Raw genomic sequence first — 18,077 nt, forward strand, 5'->3', positions numbered from 1 at the left:
GTTCCTGCTGCGGCGGTAGATCCGGTACGTGCCGGTGCGGGTCTCCATCGTCGGCTGGCCGGAGCGGATGGTGACCGGGTCGAAGATCACCGCCCCGCCCTGCTGCACCCACAGCAGCCGCGCCCCTCCGCGAGGGGCGCGGCATCGCCGTCGTGCGTGCGCGGGCTCAGGTGAGCTTGGCCGACAGCGTGATCGTCGTGCCGGTGAGCGCCTGGCTGACCGGGCAGTTGACCTTGGCGTCCTCGGCGGCGGCGGCGAACGCCTCCTCGTCGATCCCCGGCACCGTGCCCTCGACGGTGAGGTGGATGCCGGTGATGCCCTCGCCGGGCTGGAAGCTGACGTCGGCGGAGGTGACCAGCTTGGTGGGCGGCGTGCCCGCCTTGTCGAGGATGTTCGAGAAGGCCATCGAGAAGCAGCTGGAGTGGGCGGCCGCGATCAGCTCCTCCGGGCTGGTCTTGCCGTTGGCCTCCTCGGCGCGCGACGCCCACGACACCGGCTGCTCGCCGATGCTGCCGGAGGAGTCGAAGGTGACGACGCCGTTGCCCTTGAACAGGTTGCCTTCCCACACAGTGTGGGCGGAGCGCGTGGTTGCCACGATGAGTCCTTTCGGATGGGGTCCCGTACCCGGGTGTTGGTGCCCCCTATCCGATCACACTCCGGCTCAGGTCACGCGAAAGACCGGCCCACGCGGGGTGAACGGCAGGCGTGCGCCGCGGGGGATCAGGTACGCGTGCTCGCGCCGCACCCGCAGCACGTCGCAGTACCCGTCCGTGATCACCAGGACGGGCGCGCCCGGCGGGAAGTCGTCGGCCCGGTGCAGCAGGTCGACGCCGGGCTGGAGCACCGTGCCGCCGCGGCCGTGGACCCGCACCCGGCCGGCGATCTCGGTGACCGGGAGGTAACCGGCGTCGTGGGGTGCCGCGTCGCAGAACACGACGCGGGCGGCCGGTACGTCGCGGGCCTCGGCGTACGAGGCGATCGCACCCAGGGCCTTGCCGAGCAGGGTGCTGTTCATGGAGCCCGAGGTGTCCAGGACGACGCCGAAGGTGCAGCGGGCGACCTCCTCGGGCGGGAAGTGGCGCCCCGCGCGCGGGATGTCGGGAGTGGCGGCCTGCCGGCGGGCGGGGCGGGCGTACGTGCGGACGGGCTCGGGCCGCGGCACGAACTCGTCGAACCAGCGCGCCAGCCGGGCGTCCCAGGGCAGGGGCGGGTGGCTGAGCGTACGGATCTCCTGGACCAGTCCGGCGGGCAGGAAGCCGCGCTCCAGCTGCTGGTGCAGGTCGAGGCCCCGGGCCAGCCCGCGGCGGTAGAACTCGTCGAGGTCGACGACGTCGCGGGGCGGGCCGAGGGGGCCGCCGAGGATGTCCGGCCGGCCCTTCCCGCACAGGGTGGACCGGCGCCGCATCCGGCGCAGGTCGCCCACGATGCGGTCGTACACCTCCTCGGCCGAGAGGTCCTTCAGCTCCGGGTCGTACAGCAGCCCTTCGGGCATCGTGCCGATCTGCATCTCCAGCAGCCAGGCGTTGACGACGTAGTCGCAGGCGACGTTGAAGAGGAACGGGTCGCGTGGGCCGCAGCGGTCGCCGTGGCGCAGCGCGGCGTGCAGCATCTCGTGGGCGAGGACGAACCGCCATTCCTCGTCGTCCAGCCGCAGCAGCGGGTTGACGTAGATCTCGGCCGCCTCGGCGTCGACCGCGGCGACGGAGATGCCGTGCGCGCGGGCGAGTTCGGCGTCGGCGACGAGGGTGATGCCGGCCGCGATCCCGCCGAGCAGCGGGTACGAGGAGACGAACCAGCCGAGCGCCCGCTCCCAGGGCTGGAGCCGGGTGGGGCCGCCGGTCATCGAGTCGCGCCGGCCGCCCGCCAGGTCCATCGCGGTGGCCATGGTGCGGGTCAGGGCGTGCGCGAAGGCGAGCTGCCAGTCCGGCACCTGCCCGTCCCCGCTGTTCCACGGCAGGAGGAGCTGGTCGGGGGCGCCGCCCGCGGTGCCGCAGCGCTCGTAGGCGGGCGGGATGCCGTCGCGGCGCCAGCGGGCGGCGAGCTGTTCCTCGTCGCCGTCCGGGTAGGCGGCGGGCAGGTGCTCGGGGGTGAGGCCGACGGAGAAGGTGAGCAGGAAGCGGTTGACGACGGCGCACCGCGCGGCGAGGTCGAAGCGGTCGGGCTGCTCGCGCTCGCCGGTCGCCGCGGGCACGTGGCCGAAGCCGACGTGGATGAGCCCGTGCGCGATGGTCCAGGCCCACTCCGCGGGTTCGACGACGGGCGCGCCGCTGTTCGGACGGCGGGGGTCCAGGGGTCGTACGGGGTGGGCGTGCAGGGTGCTGTTGGAGTCGACGCGGACGAGGCCGTCGTGCGGGGTGACGGTACAGCTCTCCTCGCGGCAGACGGTGACGTTCAGGGCGGCCAGCGCCGGGTTGGCCCGGACGAGCCGCAGTCCGGCGGCGAACGCCTCCGCGGCCCGGTCCGGCTTCTTCGGCGCCCGCTTGGCGGCACGGCTCACCGGCGCGCCTCCACCAGGCGCGGCAGGTCGCGGGCCGCCTCCACCAGGAACCAGGCGGGCAGGACGGGGTTGCCGTCGGCGTCGGAGGCGATGACGCTCTGGGCGACCTCCACGGAGATCTCGGCGAGCTGCACGAGCAGCGACTTGGCCCGGTACGCCGTCTGGCGTCCGTTCGCCGAGAGGTGTTCCTTGCTCGCGGGCAGCTCCTTGATCAGACGGCCGCGGAAGGACTCGGCGAGGTAGTAGAGCAGGTCCCGGTCCTCCAGGCGGCCCGGCCAGCGGGCGTCGCCGCGGATGACGGCGTCGATGCCGAACCGGCTGCGCACGACCTTGACGTAGCCGCAGAAGGCGACGGCGTGGGCGGGGGTGAGCGTGCCGTGCGCGACGACCTTGAGGGTGTCCTCGCCGAGGTCCGGCCCGAAGGAGTGCAGCGCGTCGGAGAGCATGTGCCACGAACGGGGCGTGGAGAACGGCTCCTCCGTCTTCGGCGGCTTGGACCAGAGGTGGTCGGGGCGGTCGGTGAGGTGGTCCAGGATCCACGGGTGGATGCCGTTGGCGGCGGCCCAGGCGAGCCAGTCCTTCGGCGAGGCCTCCAGGTGCACGTGGGCCAGGCGGTTGACCAGCGCCGAGGCGATCGGGCGGGCCAGCGCGTTGTCGGTGGCCCGGTTGCCGGCGCCGATCACGATCGACCCGGCGGGCAGTTCGTAGGCGCCGATGCGGCGGTCCAGGATCAGCGAGTAGAAGGCCTTCTGCACGTCGGGCGTGGCCGCGTTCAGCTCGTCGAGGAACAGGCAGTACGGCTCGTCGCGGGCGATGGCCTCCGGCGGGCAGAACACCGAGCGTCCGTCGCGGATCTGCGGGACGCCGATGAGGTCCTCGGGCGCCAGCTGGGTGCCGAGCAGGCTCACGCACTCCAGCCCCAGCGACTCGGCGAACTCCCTGACCAGGGAGGACTTTCCGATGCCGGGGGCACCCCAGAGGAAGACCGGCCGCACGGTCGCGAGGCCCAGCAGCAGTTCGGGTATCCGGGAGGGGGTGACGGTGGCGGCTGCCTGCACGCGAGGCTCCTGATCAGGGGTTTGGGGGGCGCGCAGGGTAAGTCGTCCGGATCGGGCCGGCCGTGGCGGACGGTTCGTCGCGGCCGACGTCGGCATGATCCGAACGACAGGCCCTGGGTGCGCGGTGTCCGAGACGGACAGTGTGGGCGGCAACGCGCCCCCGCCGCAGCCCATTTATCGGGCGGCGCCGGCCGCCGTCGGCGGAGCGACGTTCAGGACGCGCCGGCGACCGGTCGTCGCAGCCGCCCGGTGGAGGCGGTCAGGCGGCCCGCCGGTCCTTGCGGCGGACCGTCAGCGGTACCTGGGGGCCGTCGGACTCGCGCAGCCAGCGCCGCAGCACCTGGTGGACCCGCTCGGCGCCGACCAGTTCGCCGCCGTCCTCCACGGGCGCGGACAGCGCCACCGGGGACATCAGGAAGGGGCGCCCCTGGGCCCCGCCGAGCCCGCCGTGCGAACCGATCTGCTCCTCGAAGGCGAGGACCTCGCCCTCGTCCGGGTCGTACCAGGAGTTGACCATGAGGTCCGCGGTGTGCGGGAACCCGTGGGTGCGCCGTACGGCGTCGGCGGCGCCGGGCCCGAAGTCGGCCAGCGGGCCCGGGTGTTCGTCGCTCAGCTCGTCCACGGGCGCCTCCGCGCCGTGCGCGCCGAGCACGAGCCCGCCGTGCTCGTCGCTGCGGACCAGCACGAAGCCGACGCCGGGGTGGTTGGCGAGGGTGGACAGCAGCGCCGGGTGGCGGCGGTCGATCTCCTCCCGGCTCATCCGGTGCGGCACGTCGGGGAACGAGACGAGGCCCAGGTTCCCGGAGGCCAGCACGAGCGGCTCCGCGGGACGGTGCGAGGGCCGGTGCCCGTCGCCCTCCTCCACGGGGCGGCGCAGCGCGGCCCGTACGGCCGACCGGGCCTCGGCGCCGCTGTGGGTGCGCCGCACCCGGCGCGGCACGGGCAGTCCGCAGCCGGCCCGTACGAGATCGCCCAGCGTCAGTCCGTAGCGGGTCAGGAAGGTCTCCCCCGGACTCTGGCCGTGGTCGGACAGCAGCACGATCCGGTACGGCCGCGGGGCGTGCTCGGCGACCTTCGCGATCAGCGCGAGCGAGCGGTCGAGCCGCTCCAGGACCCGCTCGGCGTCCCGGCTGCGCGGGCCGGAGTGGTGCGCCACCTCGTCGTACGCCACCAGGTCCGCGTAGACGGCCGCGCGGCCGGCGAGCAGGTCGCCGATGACCGCGGCGACCACCACGTCCCGCTCGACGACGGTCGCGAAGGCCCGGATGAACGGGTACAGGCCGCCGCGCTTGACGCGCGGCCGGCACTTGCCGACGCGGGCCCGGGTGGACTGGCCGACCTCCCGGAACACCTCGGCGACGAAGGACATGGCGGTGCGCACGGCGTTGGCGGGGTCGCTGAAGTACGCGAAGTAGCCCGCCCGGGAGCGGTTGTCCCGGCCGCGCCTGGCGGCCATGGACAGCACCAGGGCGAGCTGCTCGGCGCCGCCGCTGAAGAGGTTGCCCCGGCTGGCGCCGTCGAAGGCGAGCAGTCCGCCCTCACGGGTGCGCTCGACCGCGCGGCGCTGGAGTTCGGCGGCGCTGGAGGGGCGGTTGCACACCATCACCTCGCCGCTGTCCTTCTCGTACCACCGGAAGGCGGGCACGTCGTGGTTGGTGCCGTGCAGGATGCCGAGCTGACTGGCGCCGGTCTGGCTGGACCAGTCGGTGCGCCAGGCGGTCAGCCGGTGGGTGGGCCCGCGGCCGGCCCTCGGCAGGGTCCCGCGCGCGGTGCCGGGGCCCGCGCCGAGCCACTCGGCGACGGTCGGCATCAGCCCCTTGGCGACGGCCTCGCACAGCACGTCGTGGCCGACGCCGTCGAGCTGGAGGAAGAGGGTGCCGGGGCCGGCGGGCCCCGGCCCGCCCGCCGCGCGCCGCCGCCGGTCCGCGAGGCGGTAGAGCCTGCGCCGGTACGCGTCGTCGTCCCGCACCGCGAGGGCACCGCCGGTGGCCGAGGCGACGGCCGACATGACGGCGGCCACGACCACGGCGGTCTCGGGTGCGGCCTCGCCCCGCCCGGAGGGGTTGATGCGCAGGGCGATCAGCAGCAGGGAGCCGTTGAGGAAGAAGACGAGCAGCCCCAGCACGAGGGCGGGCACGAGGAGCAGCGCCCGCACGAGGAGCGGCCAGACCAGCGACGACAGCAGTCCGAAGACCCCGGCGCCGGCGGCCGCGGTGAGGGCGATCCGGGTCGCGCTGTCCCCGGTGTCCGACTGGAGCTGGAAGTCGGGCAGCGCCCCGGCGAGCACGAGCATCGTGACCGTCGACGCGGCCCACACGGTGATGCTCCGCCACACCCCGCTCAGCACGCTCCGCCAACGCCCGCCGCCCACGCCCAGCCACCTCACGTCCCGACCCGCCGGAACGCGAGCCCTCACGGCCCGCCCGGTGCGCGGACCGTCTCCCAGCCTGTCACAACGGCCGGGAGGGCCCGGATGTCACCCGGGGACGAGCCCGCGATCGGCCCGCCGGCAGGGGTGGCGCGGCTCAGCGGCCGTCGTACCCGGCGGTCGGCATGGACAGGCGTCGGTGCACGCGCGCCTTCATCTGGGCGTCGTAGGACGGTTCGGCGCGGCCGACCGTCTCCACCCGCACCCCGCGCCGCGCGCACTCGGCGGTGAACTCGTCGACGGAGGCGAGCGCGCGTTCCAGGACGCGGCGGCTCGGCGCGACGAACAGGTCGACGAGTCCGGCCTCGACGTCGTCCCACAGGGCGCAGTGGTCGGAGCGCAGTCCGCCGACGAGGAGTTCCCGGGTGACGACGTAGCCGCGCTCCGCGGCCCAGCGGGCGCACATCGCGTGCTGGCTGCGGGAGTCGACGAGGAAGGGATCGGCGTCCAGTTCCTCCAGCGGCGTCAGACTCGCGATCGCCGTGACACGCACCAAGGCGTCTCCCCCCTGCTCGTACGAAGCGGAGAACGTGGGCCGGGGCACGCCGGAGGCGGCGCCCGCTTCTCCCCTGCGTCCCCTCACCTCCCGGTTTCGCCGCCGACCCTACTCCTGCCCGTAGGGTCGGGGGGAGTCGCACGAAGGAGGCAAAGGGAGTGCCGGTGGAGATCACCTGGTGGGGTCACGCCACCTGCACGGTGGAGGACTCGGGAACACGCGTGCTGACGGATCCGCTGTTCGCGCGCCGGCTCGCGCATCTGCGGCGCCGGGGCGGACCCCCGCCGCCCTCGCTGGCGGCGGTCGCGGACGTGGTGCTCGTCTCGCATCTGCACGCCGACCACCTGCATGTTCCCTCGCTGGCACGCCTGGAGCCGGGTACGCGGCTGCTGGTGCCGCGGGGCGCTCCGCGGGCGGTCGGGGGGCTGCGCAGGCTCCGTCACCTGCGGCTGACCGAGGTGGAACCGGGTGACAGCGTGACGCTGGACGAGCTGAGCGTGCGGGTGGTGCGCGCGGCGCACGACGGGCGCAGGCTGCCGTTCGGACCGCATCGCGCGCCCGCGCTCGGTTACGTCGTCGAGGGCGAGGCCCGTACGTACTTCGCCGGGGACACCGGGCTGTTCGACTCGATGGCCGAGGAGGTCGGGGAGGTCGACGTGGCGCTGCTGCCGGTGGGCGGCTGGGGGCCGTACCTGGGTGAGGGGCACCTGGACCCGGAGCGCGCCGCGCGGGCGCTGGCCGGCCTGGCGCCGCGCAGCGCCGTGCCGGTGCACTACGGCACGTACTGGCCGATCGGGATGGACGCCGTGCGCCCCCACGAATTCCACACGCCGGGTGATGAGTTCGTGCGCCGGGCCGCGCGATGGGCGCCGGACGTCGCGGTGCACCGGCTGGGGCAGGGCGAGAGCATACGTCCGGAGGTCGCCCGGTGATCCTGCGGTCCGCGGTCGTGCTGTCCGCGGCGGGTACGGCCGGGGCGACGATCCCGCCCGAGTCCACGCAGCAGGCGCTCGGCTATCCGTCGCTGTTCCTGCTGGTGCTGATCGGCGCGCTGGTGCCGGTGGTGCCGACGGGGGCGCTGGTCAGCTCGGCGGCGGTGGTGGCCTTCCACCAGACGGCGCCGTTCTCGCTGGCACTGGTCTTCGGGGTGGCGTCGCTCGCGGCGTTCCTCGGCGACATCTCGCTGTACTGGCTCGGCCGACGGGGCATGCACTCGAAGAACGGCTCGCGCTGGCTGGCGGCGATCCGCGACCGCGCCCCCGAGGACCGCCTGGCCCAGGCCCGGCAGAAGCTGGACGACCACGGTGTCGCCGTACTGGTCCTGTCCCGGCTGGTCCCCGCCGGGCGCATCCCGGTGATGCTCGCCTGCCTGCTGGCGAAGATGCCGCTGCGCACCTTCGCGCGCGGCGACGTCCCGGCCTGCCTCGCCTGGACCTTCACCTACCAGCTCATCGGCATCCTGGGCGGCTCCCTGTTCGAGGAGCCCTGGGAGGGCGTGGCCGCCGCCGTCGTCCTGACCCTGCTGGTCGGCGCGGCTCCGGGACTGTGGCGCCGGGTGCGCGGGGGGTCGTAGGGCGTCCGGACTGTGGTGGAGGGTGCGCCGAAGGTCGTACGGCGTCCCGGGAATTCCGGGTGCGCCGAAGGCCGTCCCCGGGGTGCCGGGGTGCCGTGAACGGCGCCCGCCGGGGCCGCGGTTCAGTCCAGGACGCGGGAGCCGCCCACCGGCAGGTCCCACAGGTCGTCCCGGTCCAGGCCGGCCTTCTCCCACGCGGCCCGCACCCGGGTGAGCGGTTCGAGGACGGGCTCCGCGGACAGGACGAACGTGCCCCAGTGCATGGGGGCCATCCGGCGCGCGCCGAGGTCGACGGCGGCCCGTACCGCCTCCTCCGGGTCGCAGTGCACGTCCCTCAGCCACCAGCGGGGCTCGTAGGCGCCGATGGGGAGCAGCGCGAGGTCGATGCCGGGGTGCCGCCGACCGATGCGGGAGAACCAGTGCCCGTATCCGGTGTCGCCCGCGAAGTACACGCGCTGCCCCTCGCCGGACGTCAGGACCCAGCCGCCCCACAGCGTGCGGCAGGTGTCGATCAGGCTGCGCTTGGACCAGTGGTGGGACGGGACGAAGTCGAAGCGGACGCCGCCCAGTTCGGCCGCCTCCCACCAGTCCAGCTCGGTGACCGCGGTGAACCTGCGGCGGCGGAACCAGCGGCCGAGCCCGGCCGGCACGAAGACCGGGGTGTCGCGCGGCAGGCGGCGCAGGGTCGGGGCGTCCAGGTGGTCGTAGTGGTTGTGGCTGATGACGACGGCGTCGATCCGGGGCAGGGCGCTCCAGGCCACGCCCACGGGCGTGACGCGGGCCGGGGTGCCGAGGATCCTGCGGGACCAGACCGGGTCGGTGAGCACGGTGAGGCCGCCTATCCGGATCACCCAACTGGCGTGCCCCGCCCAGGAGACGGCGACCGTGCGGGCGTCGACCTCGGGCAGCGGGCCCGGTGCGAAGGGCAGTCGCGGGACGTCGGCGAGGCCCGCGGCGTCGGGCCGCAGGGCGCCCTCGCGGGCGAACCGCGCGAAGGCCCGCAGGCCGGGCAGCGGTGCGGTGAGCCGGTCGGTGAACGACCGCGGCCAGACGCGCTGTTCACCGAGCGGGCGGGGCTCGGCGGGGGGCGCGGACGGGGCGGAGGGGGCGGGCGCGTCCCGTGGTTCGTGCAGGACGAGGGAATCGTGGGGGCCCAGTACGGCCGGTGTCCCGGGCACGGGAGCCGTCACGGACTCCGGCGCCGGCGCGTCCTGCTGCGTCGTCGTGGTCGACTCGGACTGCTGCGTCATCGAGGATGCTCCCATCGCTGAGCGTCGTCGCGTAGTTCGTCGAAGGCCGACCCCAGGTGGGTCAACGCGCGTTGCACGTGCGGCAGTTCCAACGGCGTGGGGGACGCGAGGCATTCCTCGCGCTCCGCGTCCGTCGTGCCGAGCAGCGGGGCGGTGGACACCCGTACCCGCGGTGCCGCCAGGTCGTCGCCGAAGCGGTGGCCGCCCGGTGCCGGGTAGCCGAGGCGGGCGGTGAGGAAGTCCTCCAGCTCCTGGGCGTCGCCGACACCCCGGGCGGTGAGTTCGGCGTGCGGCGGCCCGAGGTCCACGTAGAGGTGCCGGCCGGCCCGCGGGGGCCTGGCGAGGGCGCCCGCGGCGACCACGGTGCGGTGCACGGCGTCCGCGACGGCCGCGTGCAGGCGGGACGAGGCGGTGAGCCGCTCGTCGACGTCGGCGGGCTCCTCCAGGGCGTACGCGGCGGCCGCGGCGACCGGGTCGGCCGGGCGGGCGCCGAGCGCGGTGAGCACGTCGAGGACGCGGGCGCGAAGGGCGGAGCCGTGCGGGGTGGCCGGGAACCGGGCGACGGCGGCGGGCCAGCCGAGCGGCAGGAACGGGCCGGAGAGGTCCGTGAGGACGGTGACCTCGTCGGGCAGCATCTCGGCGGGGCTGAGGAACACGGTGTCCAGGGGCCGGTGCAGGGTGTCCCGCCAGGTCTCGTCGCTGACCACGTGCAGGCCCTCGGCGACGGCGGCCTCCACGGTCTCGTGGACGATCTCGGGCGGCGCGACCGTGGCCGTGGGGTCGTCGGCGACGGAGAGCAGGAGCAGCCGCGGGTCGCCGCCCTCGGCGCGGACCCTGCGCACGGTCTCCAGGAGCGCGTACGGGTCGGGGACGCCGCCGCATTCGGCGGGGGTGGCCACGTGGAACGCGCCGCGCCCCAGCAGGCGGGTCTGCGGCGCCCACCAGGCGGCGCACGGCCTCGGGAGCAGGACGTCGCCGCCGACCGCGGCGGTCAGCGCGAGCAGCAGGGAGGCGGCGCCGGGGGCGGCGGCCACCCGGTCGGCGGTGGCGGGCAGTCCGCGGCGGGCCCAGTAGCCGCAGGCGGCGTCGAGCAGTGCCGGGCCGCCGCCCGCGGGCTCGGCGCCGGCCCGGCCCGCGGACCGGGCGAGGGCCTCGCGGAGGCCGGGCAGCACGGGCAGTCCCTGGTCGGGAAGGGGCGGGCCGTAGCGAACGGGCCCGTGCCCCTCCGGATACGTCCGCCCCATCCGTGACCTCCGCGCAGTCCGTGGTGCCGTGTCGCCGCCGTGCCGTCCGTGGCCGGTGGCCGGTCGCGTGCCGTCCCTCGCCCCACAGGCGTCTCCCTACCCCCGGACCACGGGACCATGGCCGGACACCGGGTCGCGCCGGTCACAGCCTCAGTAGCGGCGGCGGGCCGGTCCCCCGCGGCGCAGCCGGTAGACGGCCGCGCCGACCGCGGCAGCGATCAGGACGCCGCCGGTGATCAGGGCCGGCAGGGAGTCGGTGAAGGCGCCGCCCTGTCCGGCGCGCACACCCTGCCGGCTGCCGGTGCCGGAGTGGTCCCGCGGCTCGTGGGGCGCGGTGCCGTCGTGGGCCGTGCCGTCGCGGGGGGCGTGCTTCTCGCCGGGTACGGGTTGCAGCGCGTCCGGGGCCACCTCCGGGGGCGCGCGGTCCGGCCCGAACGGTTCCGGGGGCACACCTTCCGGGACGCCGTCGGGGCCCACCCCCTCGGGGACGCTGTCAGGTCCCAGGTCCTCGGGGACGGCGTCGGGTCCGAGGTCGTCGGGGCTCGTCCCGTCGGCGCCGCCGTCTCCGGGGTCCAGGGCGTCCGGGAGCGTGTCCCCGGGCCCGGCGGCCTCGGGGCCCAGGGCCCGCAGGGCGGCGTCGTCCGACTCCAGGCCGTCCGGTGCCAGGACGCGCCCGTCGCCGTCACCGGTGCCGTCGGCCCCGGACTGCTCCGCTCCCCCGTCCTCGTGGAGCTCCGGGTCCACGCTGCGCGGGCCGAGTGGTCCGAGGGCCCGGACGGTGCGCGCGGGCACGTGCGCGCCGGTCCCGTCGCGGAACGCGGAGACGCTCACGGTGCCGCCGGGGTCGACGGCGCGGGAGCCGGCCTCCGCGGCCCGGTCCGCGAACGCGGCCGAGGCGGTCGCGCCCAGGGCGGCACTGGCCAGGGCGGTGGCGGACAGGACACGAGCGGTACGGCGCATGGGAGGGGCTCCTTCGGCCGGCTCTGCGATGAGGGCACGGCCGTCGTGCCCCCGGAGCCCATCACAGCCCCGGCGGCGGCCGGGCGCGCGCCGCCGGGCACCATTCGCGCTACCCGGGCCGCCGGACGGGGGACCCCGGAGCCCGCCGGGAGCCCGGAACGCGGCCGCGGAGACGGCCCCGGGTGAGGACGCCCGGCACCGGCCCGCCGAGGAACATGTCCGTGTGGACGACGTGCCCGCAGGAACGACACGCACGCGTGCGCGACGTGCCCGCGTGGACGACATGCCCGCGTGCACGACATGTCCGCGTGCACGACGTGCCCGTATGCACGTCAAGCCGCGTGCACGACAGGCGTGCACACCACCGCGAGGGGGCCGGACGCTCGCGCGCGTCCGGCCCCCTCGCCATGCTGTGCCGGTTCACCCGGCGGAACGCCTACGCGGCGTCGCGCATCACCTGGTCGCGGAGCCTGCTGCAGCAACGGCTGATCAGCCGCGAGACGTGCATCTGGGAGATGCCCAGCTCGTCGGCGATGCGGCTCTGCGTCATGTCGTCGAAGAACCGCATGTAGAGGATGGCGCGCTCCCGCTCCGGGAGTGCCTGGAGCCGGGGCTTGACGGCCTCGCGGTCGATGACCGTGTCCAGCGCCGGGTCGGCCGAGCCGAGGGCGTCGCTCAGCGAGTAGCCGTCCTCACTGCCCGGCAGCTCGGCGTCGAGGGAGAGCGCGGTGAAGCTCTCCAGTGCCTCCAGGCCGGTCAGCACGTCCTCCTCGCTCATCCGGGCGTGCTGGGCGATCTCCGCGACGGTGGGCCTGCGGCCGGTGATGGTCTGCGACAGGTCCTGGCTGGCGAAGCGCACCCGGTTGCGCAGGTCCTGGACGCGCCGGGGCACGTGCAGGGTCCACATGTGGTCGCGGAAGTGGCGCTTGATCTCGCCGGTGATGGTCGGCACCGCGTAGCTCTCGAAGGCGTTGCCGAGTTCGGGGTCGTACCGGTCGACGGCCTTGACCAGCCCGAGCGCCGCGACCTGCCGCAGGTCCTCGTAGCTCTCGCCGCGGCTGCGGAAGCGGCCCGCGAGACGTTCGGCCATGGGCAGCCAGGACTCCACGATCCGGTCCCGGAGTGCGTCCCGCTCGTGACCCGCGGGAAGCTCGGCGAGCCTGCGGAACGCCTCCGCCGTGTCGGGGGCGTCGTCGTGCGGGTGGTGCTTCACGCTCGCTTGGGTTCGCATGGTGCGTGCAACTCCCTCGGGGGGTGCCTGAGATGGACAGTCACCGTGGGAGCGCGCCCGCGCGCCGGACGGGTACACCCGGGGCGCGGTTCCTCCGCTCCCACGGACGTGCCTCCTGTCCGAAGCACTCTCACGCGCCTGCCCCGAGTCATGCGGGGCAAACACCCCGAGGTTTTCCCGCGCCGCCGGTGGTGACTCGGTAGGCGTCGTGTCCGTCCCCCTGCCTCCTGGAGGTTCCTTCATGAACGCCAAGGTCGCCGATCACGTCCTGCAGCGCCTGCGCGAATGGGGTGTGGAGCAGGTCTTCGGCTATCCCGGGGACGGCATCAACGGGCTGCTGGCGGCCTGGGGCAGGGCCGAGGACCGGCCGCGGTTCGTCCAGTCCCGGCATGAGGAGATGTCCGCCTTCCAGGCGGTCGGATACGCCAAGTTCAGCGGCCGTCTCGGCGTCTGCGCGGCCACCTCGGGGCCGGGCGCGATCCACCTGCTCAACGGGCTGTACGACGCCAAGCTCGACCACGTCCCGGTGCTGGCGATCGTCGGCCAGACGCACCGCACGGCGATGGGCGGCTCGTACCAGCAGGAGGTCGACCTCCACACCCTGTTCAAGGACGTCGCGTCCGACTTCGTGGAGACGGTGACCGTCCCCGAGCAGCTGCCGAACGTCCTGGACCGCGCGATCCGCACCGCGTACGCGCGCCGGGCGCCGACCGCCGTGATCATCCCCGGCGACGTGCAGGAGCTGGACTACGAGCCGCCCACGCACGAGTTCAAGATGGTCCCCTCCAGCCTCGACCTGGGCTCCTGGACGACGACTCCCTCCCAGGAGTCGCTGGAACGCGCCGCCGAGGTCCTCAACTCCGGTGAGCGCACGGCGATCCTGATCGGCCAGGGCGCGGCGGGCGCGCGCGAGGAGGTGCAGCGGACGGCGGAGCTGCTCGGCGCGGGCGTCGCCAAGGCGCTGCTCGGCAAGGACGCGCTGAGCGACGAACTCCCCTACGTCACCGGATCGATCGGGCTGCTCGGCACGCGTCCCTCGTACGAGCTGATGCGCGACTGCGACACCCTGCTCACCATCGGCTCGTCCTTCCCGTACTCGCAGTTCCTGCCCGAGTTCGGCAAGGCGCGGGCGGTGCAGATCGACCTCGACCCGCACATGATCGGGATGCGCTACCCGTACGAGGTGAACCTGGTCGGCGACGCGAAGGCGACGCTGCGACGGCTCATCCCGCTGCTCGACGGGGACCGCGGGCGGGAGTGGTACGACACCGTCTGCGGGAACGTCGCGCGCTGGCACGAGGTGATGCGGCGGCGGGCGGAGGTGTCGGCGGACCCGATCAACCCGGAGTACGTCGCCCGGGCGCTGGACCCGCTGCTGCCCGACGACGCGATCGTCACGTCCGACTCCGGGTCGACGTCGAACTGGTACGCCCGGCACCTCACCATGCGGGCCGGCATGCGGTCGTCCCTCTCCGGCACGCTGGCGACGATGGGCTGCGCGGTCCCGTACGCGCTCGGCGCCAAGTTCGCCCACCCGGACCGGCCCGTGATCGCGCTCGCCGGGGACGGGGCGATGCAGATGAACGGGCTCGCGGAGATGATCACCGCGGCGAAGTACCGGGACCGCTGGGAGGACCCGCGGCTGGTCGTGGGGGTCTGGAACAACCGGGACCTGAACCAGGTCACCTGGGAGCTGCGCGCGATGGGCGGCGCCCCCTCGTTCCTGCCCTCGCAGGAGCTGCCCGACGTGCAGTACGCCGCCTTCGCCCGCTCGCTGGGGCTGACCGGCATCCGGGTCGAGAAGCCGGAGGAGGTCGAGGACGCCTGGCGCGCGGGGCTGGCGGCGGACGGCCCGGCGGTGATCGAGTTCCTGACCGATCCGGCGGTCCCGCCGGTGCCGCCGCACGCCACCTGGGAGCAGATGGAGGCCACCGCGGCGTCGATCCTCAAGGGCGACGCCGAGCGGGGCGCGGTGGTCCGCCAGGGGCTGAAGGCCAAGGTCCAGGAGTTGCTGCCGGGCCGCGCCAAGCGCGGGAAGTGAGGTCCGGGCGGACGTGTCGGCCCCGGGCGCTCGGGTACGCGTCGAGGACTCCCGAACCTCTGGAGGGAAACATGCAGCGAGGCAGTGACCGGCTGAGCGTCCACCGGGACGACGAGATGAAGCACGAGCTTCAGGGACTGCTCCGGTCAGGGCACCCGACCCGGGCCGAGGAGTGGCACGATCCGGAGCCCGCGGCCGATGACGACCCGGTGCTCGCGGGCGGTCCCGCGGTGCCCGGCCGGGGGCCCGCCTCCCTGGAGACGGTGCGCCTGGAGATGGCCCGGATCCTGGGCCGCACCTCGTTCCCGGCGGGCCCGCGCGAGCTGAGCGGCGTCCTGCGGGAGAAGCACGCGCCGGACGCTCTCGTGGAGGCCGTGGAGCGGCTGCCGCGCGAGGCGCACTACGGCACGGCCGGGGAACTGGCCGAGGCGGTCGTGCGCACCGGGCCGTCCTGACCCGGCGGCCGGGGAACGGCGAGGAGAGACCGTGCCGCCCGAGGGCGGCGGACGACCGGCGGGCGGGCCGCGGAGGCGGCCCGCCGGACGCCGGGAAAGGAGAAGAACCATGCGCATCGCGTTCCTGGTGGCGCCGGAGGGCGTCGAGCAGATCGAGCTGACCGATCCCTGGCAGGCGGTGACCGACGCGGGCCACGAGCCCGTCCTCGTGTCGACGCAGTCCGGGGAGATCCAGGCCTTCAACCATCTCGACAAGGCTGACACGTTCCCCGTGGACCAGGTGGTCCCAGACGTGTCGGCGGACTCCTTCGACGGACTGGTCCTTCCGGGTGGCGTCGCGAACCCGGACTTCCTGCGGACCGACGAGAAGGCCGTGTCCTTCGTCCGCGGCTTCTTCGACTCGGGGCGTCCCGTCGCCGCGATCTGCCACGCGCCGTGGACGCTCGTGGAGGCGGACGTCGTCTCGGGCCGGGTCCTCACCTCGTGGCCGAGCCTGCGCACGGACGTCACCAACGCGGGCGGCACCTGGGTGGACGAGCAGGTGAAGGTCTGCGACCACGGCCCGAACACCCTCGTCACGAGCCGCAAGCCGGACGACCTCAAGGCGTTCGACGAGGCCCTTCTCGCCGAGTTCGCGAAGGCGCGCCAGAGCGCCTGACGCGCGCGGCGGCGGGCACCGAGTCCGTGCCCGGGTCCCCGTGGGGCCCGGGCACCGGCGTGTCAGCGCTCGCGGGCGCCCTCGCGGGTGCGGCCCGCCACGACCGGGCGGCGCGGGTGGCGGCGCAGGTACTCGCCCTCCAGCTGGGCCATGCGCTCGTTGTGGATCCGCAGCGCGTCGTTGGATCCGTGCAGGAGCGTGTCGTGGCGGGTGCGGTGGATCGTCTCCAGCTCGCGCATCAGCTGCTGGTCGTCCAGCCGGTCCGGGTCGACTCCGGTCATCGCGGTACCCCGATCGTCGTGGTCCTCTGCGGTCCGGGTACCCACCCGGCACGGCCTCCCCCGGGCGGCCTCCCGGAGGAGGCCGTGGGATCGCTGCCTCCACTCTACGAACATCCGGGGCCCCGGGCCCGCGCACCGGGAGCCGGCCTCCCTCCACGCCGGGAGGGTCCGGCCGGCCTACCGGGCCCGCTCGACCCGGCGCTCGTCCCAGACGGGCTCGGTCGTCTCGCGCACCCGGCCGTCCGACCCGAAGACCAGATAGCGGTCGAAGGAGCGGGCGAACCAGCGGTCGTGGGTGACCGACAGGACCGTCCCCTCGTACGCCTCCAGGCCTTCCTGGAGGGCCTCCGCCGACTCCAGGTCGAGGTTGTCGGTGGGCTCGTCCAGGAGCAGCGCCGTGGACCCCTCCAGCTCCAGCAGGAGGATCTGGAACCGGGCCTGCTGGCCGCCGGACAGCTTCTCGAAGCGCTGCTCGGCCTGCGCGGTCAGCTCGTAGCGGCGCAGCCTGGACATGGCGGCGCCGCGGTCCTGCGCGTGCTCGGTCCACAGGATGTCGAGCAGCCTGCGCCCCTCCAGCTCGGGGTGGGCGTGCGTCTGCGCGAAGTGGCCGGGCACGACGCGCGCGCCGAGCTTGAACTCCCCGGTGTGCGCCACGTCGCCGCCGGCGAGCAGCCGCAGGAAGTGCGACTTGCCCGAGCCGTTGGATCCCAGCACGGCGACCCGCTCCCCGTAGAAGACCTCCAGGTCGAAGGGCTTCATCAGACCGGTGAGTTCGAGGCCCTTGCAGGTGACGGCCCGGACGCCGGTGCGGCCGCCGTGCAGCCGCATCCTGATGTCCTGCTCGCGGGGCGGCTCGGGCGGCGGCCCGGCCTCCTCGAACTTCCGCAGCCGGGTCTGCGCCGCCGCGTAGCGGGACGCCAGCTCATGGCTGATGGAGGCCGCCTGACGCAGACTCAGCACCAGCTTCTTCAGCTGGGCGTGCTTCTCGTCCCAGCGGCGCCGCAGTTCCTCGAAGCGCGCGAAACGCTCGCGCCGTGCCTCGTGGTACGTGGCGAAACCGCCGCCGTGCACCCAGGCGTCCGCGCCGGTCGGGCTGGGCTCGACGCTCACGATCTTCTCGGCGGCGCGGGCGAGCAGCTCCCGGTCGTGGGAGACGAACAGGACGGTCTTGCGGGTCTCCTTGAGCCTCTCCTCCAGCCAGCGCTTGCCGGGGACGTCGAGGTAGTTGTCCGGCTCGTCCAGCAGCAGCACCTCGTCGCCGCCGCGCAGCAGCGCCTCCAGCACCAGCCGCTTCTGCTCGCCTCCGGACAGCGTCCGCACCTGACGCCACTGCGCCTTCTCGTACGGCACACCCAGCGCCGCCATGGTGCAGATGTCCCAGAGCGTCTCGGACTCGTACCCCCGCACCTCCGCCCAGTCGGAGAGCGCCTGCGCGTACCTGAGCTGGGCGGCCTCGTCGTCGACGGTCATGATCCCGTGCTCGGCGACGTCGACGGCCCGCGCGGCCTCGCGGATCCGCGGCGGTGCCACGGACACCAGCAGTTCGCGGACGGTCGTCTCGTCCCGTACGGAGCCGACGAACTGGCGCATGACGCCGAGACCGCCGCCGACGTTGACCGTGCCGCCGTGCGGTTTGAGCTCTCCGGAGATCAGGCGCAGCAGGGTGGTCTTCCCGGCGCCGTTCGGCCCGACGAGGGCCACGACGGACCCTTCTCCCACCCGGAACGACACGTCGCCGAGCAACGCCCTCCCGTCGGGGAGGTAGTACTCAAGATGCGCGGCTTCGAGGTGTCCCATGGTCAGGCATTGTCCGGGGCGGCGCCCTCGCCGGGCAAACGCATATCGGCGGACTCCGCCCGACGTGGCCCGCGTCACCCCCGCCCGTCCTCGCGCCCGGTGCGGCGG

Annotated in this window: 16 protein-coding genes; 5 read left to right on the forward strand and 11 right to left on the reverse strand. The window is 74.5% G+C overall.

The features are described from left to right. Positions 1–166: 166 nt before the first annotated feature. The 5 genes from ACWGIS_RS14235 to ACWGIS_RS14255 all read right to left on the reverse strand — a co-directional run bounded on the left by ACWGIS_RS14235 (position 167) and on the right by ACWGIS_RS14255 (position 6,527). Positions 167–595, reverse strand: coding sequence for an OsmC family peroxiredoxin (locus ACWGIS_RS14235; RefSeq protein WP_453362688.1), 429 nt, complete (start codon positions 593–595; stop codon positions 167–169). A 66-nt stretch (positions 596–661) separates the two neighbouring features. Further along, positions 662–2,497, reverse strand: a complete 1,836-nt coding sequence (locus ACWGIS_RS14240) for a vWA domain-containing protein (protein WP_453362689.1) — start codon at positions 2,495–2,497, stop codon at positions 662–664. Next, on the reverse strand, positions 2,494–3,555 hold the full coding sequence (locus ACWGIS_RS14245; protein WP_453362690.1) for an ATP-binding protein: 1,062 nt from the start codon (positions 3,553–3,555) through the stop codon (positions 2,494–2,496). The genes ACWGIS_RS14240 and ACWGIS_RS14245 overlap by 4 nt, the downstream gene beginning before the upstream one ends. Positions 3,556–3,814: 259 nt before the next feature. Next, on the reverse strand, positions 3,815–5,926 hold the full coding sequence (locus ACWGIS_RS14250; RefSeq protein ID WP_453362691.1) for a phage holin family protein: 2,112 nt from the start codon (positions 5,924–5,926) through the stop codon (positions 3,815–3,817). A 154-nt stretch (positions 5,927–6,080) separates the two neighbouring features. Beyond that, positions 6,081–6,527, reverse strand: a complete 447-nt coding sequence (locus ACWGIS_RS14255; RefSeq protein ID WP_453362818.1) for a hypothetical protein — start codon at positions 6,525–6,527, stop codon at positions 6,081–6,083. A 110-nt stretch (positions 6,528–6,637) separates the two neighbouring features. On the opposite strand from ACWGIS_RS14255, the gene ACWGIS_RS14260 reads away from it, so the two are divergent. Both ACWGIS_RS14260 and ACWGIS_RS14265 read left to right on the forward strand, forming a co-directional pair. Next, entirely contained in the window at positions 6,638–7,411 is a 774-nt protein-coding gene (locus tag ACWGIS_RS14260) for an MBL fold metallo-hydrolase (protein WP_453362692.1), read from the forward strand. Then, on the forward strand, positions 7,411–8,052 hold the full coding sequence (locus ACWGIS_RS14265) for a DedA family protein (protein ID WP_453362819.1): 642 nt from the start codon (positions 7,411–7,413) through the stop codon (positions 8,050–8,052). The genes ACWGIS_RS14260 and ACWGIS_RS14265 overlap by 1 nt, the downstream gene beginning before the upstream one ends. Before the next feature lie 122 nt (positions 8,053–8,174). Here the strand turns inward: ACWGIS_RS14265 and ACWGIS_RS14270 are convergent, their stop codons facing one another. From ACWGIS_RS14270 to ACWGIS_RS14285, 4 genes are all read right to left on the reverse strand, one after another. After that, on the reverse strand, positions 8,175–9,302 hold the full coding sequence (locus ACWGIS_RS14270; protein WP_453362693.1) for an MBL fold metallo-hydrolase: 1,128 nt from the start codon (positions 9,300–9,302) through the stop codon (positions 8,175–8,177). After that, positions 9,299–10,546 carry an aminotransferase class I/II-fold pyridoxal phosphate-dependent enzyme gene (locus tag ACWGIS_RS14275; protein WP_453362694.1) on the reverse strand — a complete coding sequence of 416 codons (1,248 nt, stop codon included), beginning with the start codon at positions 10,544–10,546 and terminating at the stop codon, positions 9,299–9,301. Before ACWGIS_RS14275 ends, ACWGIS_RS14270 begins: the two co-directional genes overlap by 4 nt. A gap of 150 nt (positions 10,547–10,696) precedes the next feature. Further along, positions 10,697–11,506, reverse strand: coding sequence for a hypothetical protein (locus ACWGIS_RS14280; protein WP_453362695.1), 810 nt, complete (start codon positions 11,504–11,506; stop codon positions 10,697–10,699). A gap of 436 nt (positions 11,507–11,942) precedes the next feature. Then, a complete protein-coding gene (locus ACWGIS_RS14285) occupies positions 11,943–12,737 on the reverse strand; it encodes an RNA polymerase sigma factor SigF (RefSeq protein WP_453362696.1) in 795 nt (264 codons plus the stop codon). 241 nt (positions 12,738–12,978) lie between these two features. Between ACWGIS_RS14285 and ACWGIS_RS14290 the strand changes: the two genes are divergently transcribed. The 3 genes from ACWGIS_RS14290 to ACWGIS_RS14300 all read left to right on the forward strand — a co-directional run bounded on the left by ACWGIS_RS14290 (position 12,979) and on the right by ACWGIS_RS14300 (position 15,891). Then, the gene (locus ACWGIS_RS14290; protein ID WP_453362697.1) at positions 12,979–14,778 is read left to right on the forward strand and encodes a thiamine pyrophosphate-requiring protein; all 1,800 of its coding nucleotides are present in this window, start codon (positions 12,979–12,981) and stop codon (positions 14,776–14,778) included. Between the two features lie 71 nt (positions 14,779–14,849). Further along, positions 14,850–15,233: a DUF2795 domain-containing protein gene (locus ACWGIS_RS14295; RefSeq protein WP_453362698.1), complete on the forward strand. Its 384-nt coding sequence runs from the start codon at positions 14,850–14,852 to the stop codon at positions 15,231–15,233. Between the two features lie 109 nt (positions 15,234–15,342). Beyond that, entirely contained in the window at positions 15,343–15,891 is a 549-nt protein-coding gene (locus tag ACWGIS_RS14300) for a type 1 glutamine amidotransferase domain-containing protein (protein ID WP_453362699.1), read from the forward strand. Between the two features lie 62 nt (positions 15,892–15,953). Here the strand turns inward: ACWGIS_RS14300 and ACWGIS_RS14305 are convergent, their stop codons facing one another. Together ACWGIS_RS14305 and ACWGIS_RS14310 are read right to left on the reverse strand one after the other, a co-directional pair. Continuing rightward, on the reverse strand, positions 15,954–16,172 hold the full coding sequence (locus tag ACWGIS_RS14305; protein WP_453362700.1) for a DUF6158 family protein: 219 nt from the start codon (positions 16,170–16,172) through the stop codon (positions 15,954–15,956). 177 nt (positions 16,173–16,349) lie between these two features. Continuing rightward, on the reverse strand, positions 16,350–17,969 hold the full coding sequence (locus ACWGIS_RS14310; RefSeq protein WP_453362701.1) for an ABC-F family ATP-binding cassette domain-containing protein: 1,620 nt from the start codon (positions 17,967–17,969) through the stop codon (positions 16,350–16,352). Positions 17,970–18,077: the final 108 nt, after the last annotated feature.

The organism is Streptomyces sp. NPDC054842 (assembly GCF_053611025.1).